The sequence below is a fragment of the Tissierella sp. genome, from assembly GCF_032104385.1.
In the GTDB taxonomy this organism is placed as follows: Bacteria; Bacillota; Clostridia; order Tissierellales; family Tissierellaceae; genus Tissierella.
On record NZ_DAMCHJ010000004.1, the window covers coordinates 172523 to 181983 of the forward strand.

At 27.6% G+C, this 9461-nt stretch carries 8 protein-coding genes and 1 other annotated feature; of the genes, 7 read left to right on the forward strand and 1 reads right to left on the reverse strand.

What is annotated here, in order from left to right:
* Window positions 1–55 precede the first annotated feature (55 nt).
* The 3 genes from RT714_RS06650 (at window position 56) to RT714_RS06660 (ending at window position 4313) form a co-directional block, all read left to right on the forward strand.
* Window positions 56–1321, forward strand: a complete 1266-nt coding sequence (locus tag RT714_RS06650; RefSeq protein WP_313756795.1) for an MFS transporter — start codon at window positions 56–58, stop codon at window positions 1319–1321.
* A gap of 81 nt (window positions 1322–1402) precedes the next feature.
* Window positions 1403–1602 (forward strand) — a binding site (T-box leader).
* A gap of 41 nt (window positions 1603–1643) precedes the next feature.
* Complete coding sequence (gene argS / locus RT714_RS06655) at window positions 1644–3344, forward strand: arginine--tRNA ligase (protein WP_313756796.1); 1701 nt, start codon at window positions 1644–1646, stop codon at window positions 3342–3344.
* Between the two features lie 6 nt (window positions 3345–3350).
* Window positions 3351–4313 (forward strand): hypothetical protein, encoded by a 963-nt coding sequence (locus RT714_RS06660; protein WP_313756797.1) that lies wholly within the window; start codon window positions 3351–3353, stop codon window positions 4311–4313.
* Between the two features lie 5 nt (window positions 4314–4318).
* Here RT714_RS06660 and RT714_RS06665 read toward each other — a convergent pair whose 3' ends face one another.
* Window positions 4319–4513 carry a hypothetical protein gene (locus RT714_RS06665; RefSeq protein WP_072977613.1) on the reverse strand — a complete coding sequence of 65 codons (195 nt, stop codon included), beginning with the start codon at window positions 4511–4513 and terminating at the stop codon, window positions 4319–4321.
* 153 nt (window positions 4514–4666) lie between these two features.
* On the opposite strand from RT714_RS06665, the gene RT714_RS06670 reads away from it, so the two are divergent.
* The 4 genes from RT714_RS06670 to RT714_RS06685 are packed head-to-tail and all read left to right on the forward strand — an operon-like array spanning window position 4667 to window position 9272.
* A complete protein-coding gene (locus RT714_RS06670) occupies window positions 4667–6433 on the forward strand; it encodes a B12-binding domain-containing radical SAM protein (protein ID WP_313756798.1) in 1767 nt (588 codons plus the stop codon).
* Window position 6434: 1 nt separating this feature from the next.
* Window positions 6435–7187: a hypothetical protein gene (locus tag RT714_RS06675; protein WP_313756799.1), complete on the forward strand. Its 753-nt coding sequence runs from the start codon at window positions 6435–6437 to the stop codon at window positions 7185–7187.
* Between the two features lie 16 nt (window positions 7188–7203).
* Complete coding sequence (locus tag RT714_RS06680; RefSeq protein ID WP_313756800.1) at window positions 7204–8337, forward strand: tetratricopeptide repeat protein; 1134 nt, start codon at window positions 7204–7206, stop codon at window positions 8335–8337.
* 23 nt (window positions 8338–8360) lie between these two features.
* The gene (locus tag RT714_RS06685) at window positions 8361–9272 is read left to right on the forward strand and encodes a bifunctional enoyl-CoA hydratase/phosphate acetyltransferase (RefSeq protein WP_313756801.1); all 912 of its coding nucleotides are present in this window, start codon (window positions 8361–8363) and stop codon (window positions 9270–9272) included.
* Window positions 9273–9461: the final 189 nt, after the last annotated feature.

The window sequence follows — 9461 nt, forward strand, 5'->3', positions numbered from 1 at the left end:
TTGACATCGGCTAAAGACCACTATTTAAAATATGATTAAGATAGGAGGAGTCAATATGAAAGATAAAAGACAGAGATTAAATTTTATATTATTTTCATTGGGAAAGTTTGTATCTATTTTTGGGGCATCTATTTATTCATTTGCCACAGGACTTTATATACTAAAGATTACAGGCTCAGGACTGAATTTTGCTCTAAGTATTATAGTTAGTATATTACCAATAGTAACTATAAATCCCTTTGCAGGGGTTATAGCTGATAAATTTGATAAAAAGAAGATAGTAGTTGCAATGGATATAGCAAATGGAATATTTCTTATATTATTATATATAGTTAGCGGCATATATGGTTTGAGCATACAACTGATATATATAAGTACCTTTATTACTTCAATTTTTACTACTATATTTGGTATCTCCATGGAAGCGGCTATTCCTAATATTGTATCAGAAAATATGTTGCTGAATATTAATTCTGCTAGTAAGATTATAGATTCAATGTCATCTATACTAGGACCAATGATTGGAGGAATAGTATTTGCTTTTATAGACATTAGATATTTTATTTTATTCAATGGAATATCCTATATATTTTCAGGAATATCTGAAATGTTTATAGATTTTAAATATAATTACCATGGAAATAATGAAAGAGAAAATAGTATTAATTTTGTAGAAGATATGAAAAAGGGCTTGAAATATATTATAGAGAGAAAGGCTATAATAGGGATTTTAAGTGTATTTATTAGCTTGAATTTTTTTATAGGGTTATCAATCACTATACCTTTACCTTATATAATTAACAATGTACTGGTATTAGATTCCAAGACTTTAGGAATAATTCAGAGTGCATTCCCAGTGGGAATGATAATTGGTGCATTGCTAATTAAAAGGATTATACAAAGAGCTTCTTATAAAAAGATTTTAATATTTGCCAGCTTAGGATTATGCATATGTATAAACTTATTGGGAGTTCCAATATTGTTTAAAAATTTATTATTTACTAATACTATATATACTTTATATTATTGCGGGATAATGATTGTTTTTGGAGTCTCAATTTCTTCTATAGATATACCAATTATGTATATGTTACAAAAATTGATACCCGATGAATATAGGGGACGTGTTTTAAGTATAGTTATGAGTGTAGTTAAAATTATCTTACCATTGGGATTAATATTATCTGGATTCTTATTAAATATAATACCAGCTTATTTTATAACAACACTGGGAGGTACATCGTTATTTTTCACCAATGTATTAATTTTAAATAAGAAAAAGGTATTATTTTTGGATATAGGTGAAGAAAATCGATATTAAAGTTCATGTATTAATATAGGAGTTCTAAATATTACTTGTATTTATATATATAATATTGTATATTATATAGTAATAATTATATATAATTCGTAGATTGAGAGAGTAGAATATTTACCGTGTTGAAGCGAGCTGGATTGGTGAGAGCCAGTACATAGGAAATATTTGAAGAGAGCTCAGGAGAATATATCTGAAAAGAGTAGGATATTACGCTAGGAGCGTTAAAATTTCGAGTGGGCATTTGCCAACAAGAGTGGTATCACGGGGTAGCTCTCGTCTCTTATATTAGAGACGAGAGCTATATTTATTTAAGGAGGTAATGTAAATGTTAAACTTTAGAGAAGAAGTTGTTAAATTGATTAAGTCACAAGTAGATGCACTTACAGAAGAAGAAATATCATCTTTAATAGAAGTGCCGCCATCATATGATATGGGTGATTATGCTTTTCCAGTATTTAGACTAGCCAAGGCTTTTAGAAAAGCGCCACCATTTATAGCCGAAGAATTAGCAGGTAAATTTGGAGAAAATGAGTACTTTGAAAAAATAGAGAATAAAGGTCCATATCTAAATTTCTTTATAAATAAAAGTAAACTTATAGAAGTTACTTTAAATGAAGTAAAGGAAAAAGGAACTAAATATGGCTCATCGGATGTGGGGAATGGTAAAACAGTTATAGTAGAGTTCTCATCACCAAATATTGCAAAACCTTTTCATATAGGGCATATTAGAACAACAGTTATAGGAAATGCTTTATATAAGATATATACTTTCTTAGGATATGATACAGTGGCTATCAATCATTTAGGAGACTATGGTACTCAATTTGGTATGCTTATTTCTGCATATAAGAAATGGGGAGACAAAGCGGTAATAGAAGCTGACCCTATAAATGAACTGTTAAAACTATATGTTAGATTTAATGCAGAAGCAGAAGAACATGAAGAATTAAGGGATGAAGCAAGATATTGGTTTAAAGAATTGGAAAATGGAAATGAAGAGGCTCTAAATTTATGGAAATGGATTAGAGAAATAAGTTTAAAAGAGTTTAATAAGGTATATAATATGTTAAATATTAAATTTGACTCCTATGCTGGAGAGTCATTTTATTCTGATAAAATGCCAGCAGTAATTGAAGAATTAAAAGAAAAAGGTTTAATGAAAGAATCAGAAGGAGCATATTTAGTAGATTTAGAAGAGTATGGAATGCCGCCAGCCCTTATTATGAAGAGTGATGGGTCAACTTTATATACTACAAGAGATATCGCTGCTGCTTTCTATAGAAAGAAAACTTATGATTTTTATAAAAATATTTACGTAGTAGCTTCCCAGCAAAATCTTCATTTTAAAGCTTGGATGAAGGTAATAGAACTTATGGGATATGATTGGGCAAAAGATTGTGTTCATATACCATTTGGTATGGTTAGCCTAGAAGATGGTACTTTATCCACTAGAAAAGGTAGAGTTGTATTTTTAGAAGATGTATTAAATACTGCAATTAAAAATACTTTGGATATAATAAATGAAAGAAATCCAAAACTAGAAAACAAAGAAGAAGTAGCAAAGCAAGTTGGAATAGGAGCTGTAATATTCCAAGAATTATTTAATCAAAGGATTAAGGATTATGTATTCTCTTGGGATAGAACATTAAGTTTTGAAGGTGAAACTGGCCCTTATGTTCAATATACTCATGCAAGAATAAATTCTTTACTTGAAAGAGGAAAATTTAATCAAGAAGACAATATAAATTATAGTCTTCTTAACACTGAGGAAGAAATAAATATAACAAGACTTTTATATGATTTCCCTAAGGTAGTAGTGGATGCTATGGAAAAAAATGAACCATATTTTATTACAAGGCATATAGTTGAAATAGCAAAAGCATATAATAAATTCTATAACTCCTATCCTATAATTACAGATGATATAGAAATTAAAAAAGCAAGACTAATGCTATCCTTTACAGCTAAAACTGTATTAAAAACAGGGTTAGATTTATTGGGTATTGAAGCACCGGAGAGAATGTAGATATTTATGGGTAAAATGAGTTTTGAAGGATTATTATTAGGTGTATTTGAGGAAGATTTTAATAAAAATAAAAACTATGGCTATATATCTCAATTAGCCATAATAAATATAAAGTCTTTAATACCTATGTTAAATGAAGAAGCAGTAAGAATAGACTATACTAGATTTCTAGAAGAATTTAAATTATGGCTAGGATATAGAATTGGAGATAACCCTTCCTTGATAAATTCACAAGGAAGGGTGAATCCGAATATATATTGGAAAGAAGACGATGATTCTATAATAGGCAGAATAATACCTTTAATTTTAGCAAATCAAAGATATGAAGTAATAGAGGAAGAAGTAATAAAAAATATATTATTTACAACGGGGAATTTGCAAACCCTATTTGAAACAGTCTCTATTGTATATCTATTATATTTAATCATTGAAAATGAGGATAGTATAATAGATAAAATAAAAGAAAATATCATTGGATTTTCTCAGATTAATTATATCAATAAATATGGAGAATATTATAGAGTAGAAATTGAAAAATATAATGGTAATTTTAAAGTGGATTTTGAAAGAGAAAAGATTCATTTGTTAAATACTTTAAATGATATAGGAAGCAATAGATACCCAAATTTGGAGGATATTATGAAGATCCTAAATAGGGAAGAACCTAAAACTTTTGTAGGTAAAATATTATATGATTTTTTATATAATATAGATAAGGAATATAATATTCCTAAATTTTATACTAATCTTAGTAAATATATTATAGCTTTAAGAAAGTCTAGAATAGATCCTGATAAATTAAAGATAAAAGAATATATTTTACCAGATATTTTTAGCTTCAACAAGGGAGAAATATTTTTTCACTCATTACTTAGAGAATCTAAGGTAATAAAAAAAGAAGTAAAGGATAATACCCTAACTTCTTTAATTCAAACTAAAACTGGTATGTACTTATTTAGAAGACCCTAAGGGGTCTATTTTTTTAGATATTCTAAAAAATCTTTTTCGTCAACTTCTGCCAAAGAACTTAATTCTTCAAGAATACTATCCTTTAGGCTTAAAAAGTCGTTTATTTTAGTGTTACTGCCTGTATATTCCAAGGCTTCAATAATTAAGAGCATATCATCTTTAGACATTTCCTGAATAGAAATCTTATCAAACTCTCTCATGGATTATCTCCTTTCTTGTCGTATTATACAATATATTCTATAAGAATTTTGTCAAAAATTCAATTACTATTCTTATGTTTTAGTAAATTATCTGTATAAGACTAAAAACTAATGATATAATGTATTTAATATAATAAAAAGGAAGGTAAATGAATGAAGGTAATATTAAGTACATTAAATTCCAAGTTTATCCACTCTTGTTTAGCTATTAGATATCTACAGGGATATGTTGAGGATTTAATTGATATCGAAATAAAGGAATATACAATAAATCAAAATATAGACTTTATAGCTTCAGATTTATATAAATTAGAACCTGATATTATTGGATTTTCAACTTACATTTGGAATTTAACTGAGACATTAGATATATGTAAGATTTTAAAAATAGTTAATCCAAAATTAAAGATAGTTCTAGGAGGGCCAGAAGTTTCCTTTGATGGAGAAAAGATTTTAGAGGATAATAAGTTTATTGATTTTATTATCTATGGTGAGGGTGAGGAAACCTTTAGAGAGTTTATAGAAAAGATAATTAATAATGAGAATTATACCACTATACAAGGATTAATTTATTCTCAAGGAGATATAGTAATTAAAAATTCACCTAGACCATTAATTAAGGATTTAAATGCTATTCCCTCTCCATATAAAAACATTGGAAATGAATTTGAAAATAAAATAGTATATTTTGAATCCTCAAGGGGATGTCCTTTTGGATGTAAATTTTGCTTATCTTCAACAATCAAAGGGGTAAGGTATTTTGGAATAGATAGAGTTAAGGAAGAATTAAATAATCTTATTGAGGGTAAAGTAAAACAAGTAAAATTTGTAGATAGAACTTTTAATGCTAATAAAAAGTATGCGATGGAGATAATGAAATTTATTATAGAGAAGAATCCAAAGGATATAAATTTTCACTTTGAAGTCACAGCTCATCTTTTAGATAGAGAAATGCTAGAATTTTTATCGGATGCAAAAGAAGGATTGTTTCAATTTGAAGTAGGAGTGCAATCTACTAATTTAGATACAATAGAAGCTATTGGCAGGACTACTGATTTTGAGAAATTAAGGGATATTACTAAGGAGATAAAATCATATAAAAATATTCATCAACATTTAGATTTAATTGCAGGACTTCCATATGAAGGCTATGATTCTTTTAGAAAGTCTTTTAATGATGTATATGAAATAATGCCTGAAAAAATACAATTAGGTTTTCTAAAATTACTTAAAGGTTCAGAACTGAGAAAGGATGAATTTAAATATGGATTTAAATATTTAGATATACCACCTTATGAAGTATTAGAAAATAATTTTATAAAGTATAAAGACATAATAAAATTAAAGGCAATAGAAGATTTAGTAGAACGATATTATAATGAAGGATATTTTGAGCACTCATTAGAATATATAATCAGCAATTATTATACTAATCCTTTTGATTTTTATGAAGATTTCTCATATTATTGGGAATTAGAAGGTTATCATAAAGTATCTAGCAGTAGAAATAAACTATATGAGATATTAATGAGATTTTATAAATATAAGGAATTTGGAGATGTTTTAGTTTTTAATGATTTGTTAAAGTTTGATTTCATAAAGAATAACAAAGGTTCTAAGACTCCAAAAGGTATTTTAGATTTTGAATGTAATATTGAACAACGACAGATTCATGAAATATTAAAAAATGATAAAGTAATTGAAAACTATCTAGGTGAATATAAAGAATTGCCAACGAAAAAAATAATTCAAGATATTGCTGTTGAGAGTTTTAGAATTGATATTTTCAAAATCATAGAGAATGATTATATTTTAGCAGGTCATAATTCTAGGACAGATATATTATTTGTATACCAAAGAGGAGTTATAAATAGGTGCAACACCTATGATATAACCCATATAATAAAGGAGTTGATTTAATTTGGATATAATAAAGGATTTTATGATGCTTAATAAGCAAGTTTTTAGGAAAACATTAAATAGTCTAAGGGATAATGGTGTTATAATTTTTACAGGAATAGTATATATGATTTTAAATATTGCTATTTTTACTGTAGTTTTGACTATATTTACAGGAGTGCTATCTATTTTTGCAGGGATTATTTTAGCAGTAGTTAGTGCTAGTTTAATTTCAAACTATTTGTACTTGTTATATAATATAATTAACTATAACAAGATAACTTTTCAAGATTTTAAAGATGGATTTAAATACTTTCTCAGAAAAGTCTATACTGTATTCTTTTTTGCTTGGATAGGTAGTTATTTATTATCTATTATTCAAGGAATATTAGGATTTAATGCATATATATTAAATATAATAATAACAGTTTCTATATTTTTCATACTTAATGCATTGCCAGAAACTTTGTATTTAAAGGTCTTAGAACCAATGGATAGTATTATGTACTCCATTGATTTTATTAAAGATAATTGGTTAAATTGGCTATTGCCAAACATACTGTTTTATGGGATTCTTTATTATCTTACAGGTAATATTATCACAGATTTATTTGCGACGCATCTATCCTTTGGGTTTAATTTTGGTACATCCAGTATTATAAAATATCTGTTGGGACAAGGACTATTTTCATTTATAATGATTTATAGAGGGCATTTATTTAAATTATTAAGCACTAGCACTAGAAGAAAAAGAATGTTTATGAATAAGTTTTAAGAATAGAAGGTGGATTATGGAATTTATTAATGAGTATTTTAAGAAGAAAACTAATAAAATTACATTTATTGAATTGAAAAAAGGAGCAATTACTAATATCAAGGGTTATCCTATAGATAAGGATATTCCTCTTCCTATATTAACGGATGTTTTAGTTAGTGAGATTATAGAAGGTAATATGGAAGAAGAAATAAAACTATCAAATGTGATAGATGGAATTATTTATTTGATGGGTATAGATTCTTTGTTTATGCATATGGAGGATTACAAGAACATTCTAATGTCTTATAATAAAAAAGCTGAAGATTATATTTTTTATCAAGGGATTAGGAGTATGGAAGAAAATGATTATGATAGTGGGGCTGTTTATTTTAGAGCATTAAAATATATTAACCCGAAAAATGTTAATGGCATATTTAATTATGCCATAGCTTTAGAGGAAATAGCAAAAGGATATTTTGAAAAGGAAGAAAATGAAAAAGGGATAAAGTTTCTTGATAAATCTACAAATGAACTAGAGACTATTTTAGATATAGATGATAAATATCCATTGGCATATTATAAATTGGGATATCATTATAAATTTTCAGAGCAATATTTAAAAGCAAAGCTTATTTGGACAAAGCATTTAATTTTAGATAAGGATGAGCTAAGACTTCAAGAAATAAGGGGAGAAATAGAGCTTATTGAAAATGATGTGGCGATGGAAGCGGGATTAACATATTTATCACGTGAGTATTTTGATAAGGCTTTAGATATATTTTTAAAGCTATTATCTAAATTTGATAAATGGTGGGAACTTAAATATCTAATAGGAGTTTGTTATAAAGGACTTGCAGATTTTGAAAATGCAATTGATTATTTTGAGGAAGCTTTAGAACTTTATAAATTAGATTCTAATCTCTATAATGAATTGGGAATATGCTTATTTACTATAGGAGATATAAGTAATGCTGTAGATGTGTTCACGGAAGGTATTGAAAATATATCAGATGATTATAAACTTATGTTTAATAGGGGGTTATGTTATTTACAATTAGGGAAACTAAAAGATGCCTATAGTGATATACAAAATGCAGTAATATTAAATCCTAATGATATAAATATGAATACCCAGAAAGAAGCATTAGAAAAACTTATAAATAAATAATACTAAATATGGGGGGATCAATGATGGAAATCAAAAAGCTAGAAGAATTATTAAAACTAGAATATCAAGAACCTATGAAGCTTGCAGTAGTAGCTTGTCATGATGAAGAGGTTTTAGAAGCTGTATTTGAGAGTAAAAAGCTTGGTATAGCTGAACCAATATTAATTGGTGATAGAGAAAGAACAATTAATATTGCCAAAGAAAAAGGGTTTGATGTAAGCTCCTATACAATAATAGATGAAACAGATTTAAGTGCGGCGGCAGAAATAGGGGTTAAAATGGTATCAAAAGGGAAAGCTAATTTTATAATGAAAGGTTTAGTTGATACTTCCATACTATTAAAAGCAGTTTTGAATAAAGAGTGGGGGCTTAGAACTGATTCCCTACTATCTCATGTAATGTTATATGAGATACCGAATTACTCAAAGTTAATTTACTTAACTGATGGTGGAATGAATTTACAACCAACATTAGAAGATAAGGCAAAGATCATAGAAAATGCAGCAGTAGTAGGAAAGGCATTAGGAAAAGCAGAAGTTAAGGTAGCTTGTCTAGCTGCTAAGGAAAAATTGGATCCCAAAATGATAGCAACAGTAGATGCTAGTGAACTGAAGAGTAGATATGGGGAAGGAAAGTTTTCAAAGGGAATTATAGTAGATGGGCCTATGGCATTAGACTTAGCAGTATCTTCATCCTCTGCCGAGATAAAGGGATATAAATCGGTTGTTGCAGGAAATGCAGATATTTTATTAGTTCCAAATATTGAAATGGGAAATGGAATTGGAAAAAGTATTACTTATTTTGCAGGTGGAAAATCTGCGGGGATAGTAATGGGTGCGAAAGTTCCTATAGTACTGGTGTCTCGTGCGGATGACCATGAAGCAAAATTATATTCAATTGCGTTAGGTAGTTTAGTAGCTGATTATAACAAATAGAGAATAAAGTTAGATGTATTAGAATTGATATATTTTTGTTGCTTAGATTAGCAATTATAGAGTATATGATATTGTAAGAATGTATTTAATACATCCAATTATTTACTTGTTTAGGAAAAGTTGAATGTTTTTTAAAAAAAGGTGTTGACTTTATATATAAAACCGTGTATTATAATAAAAGTCGGCTGC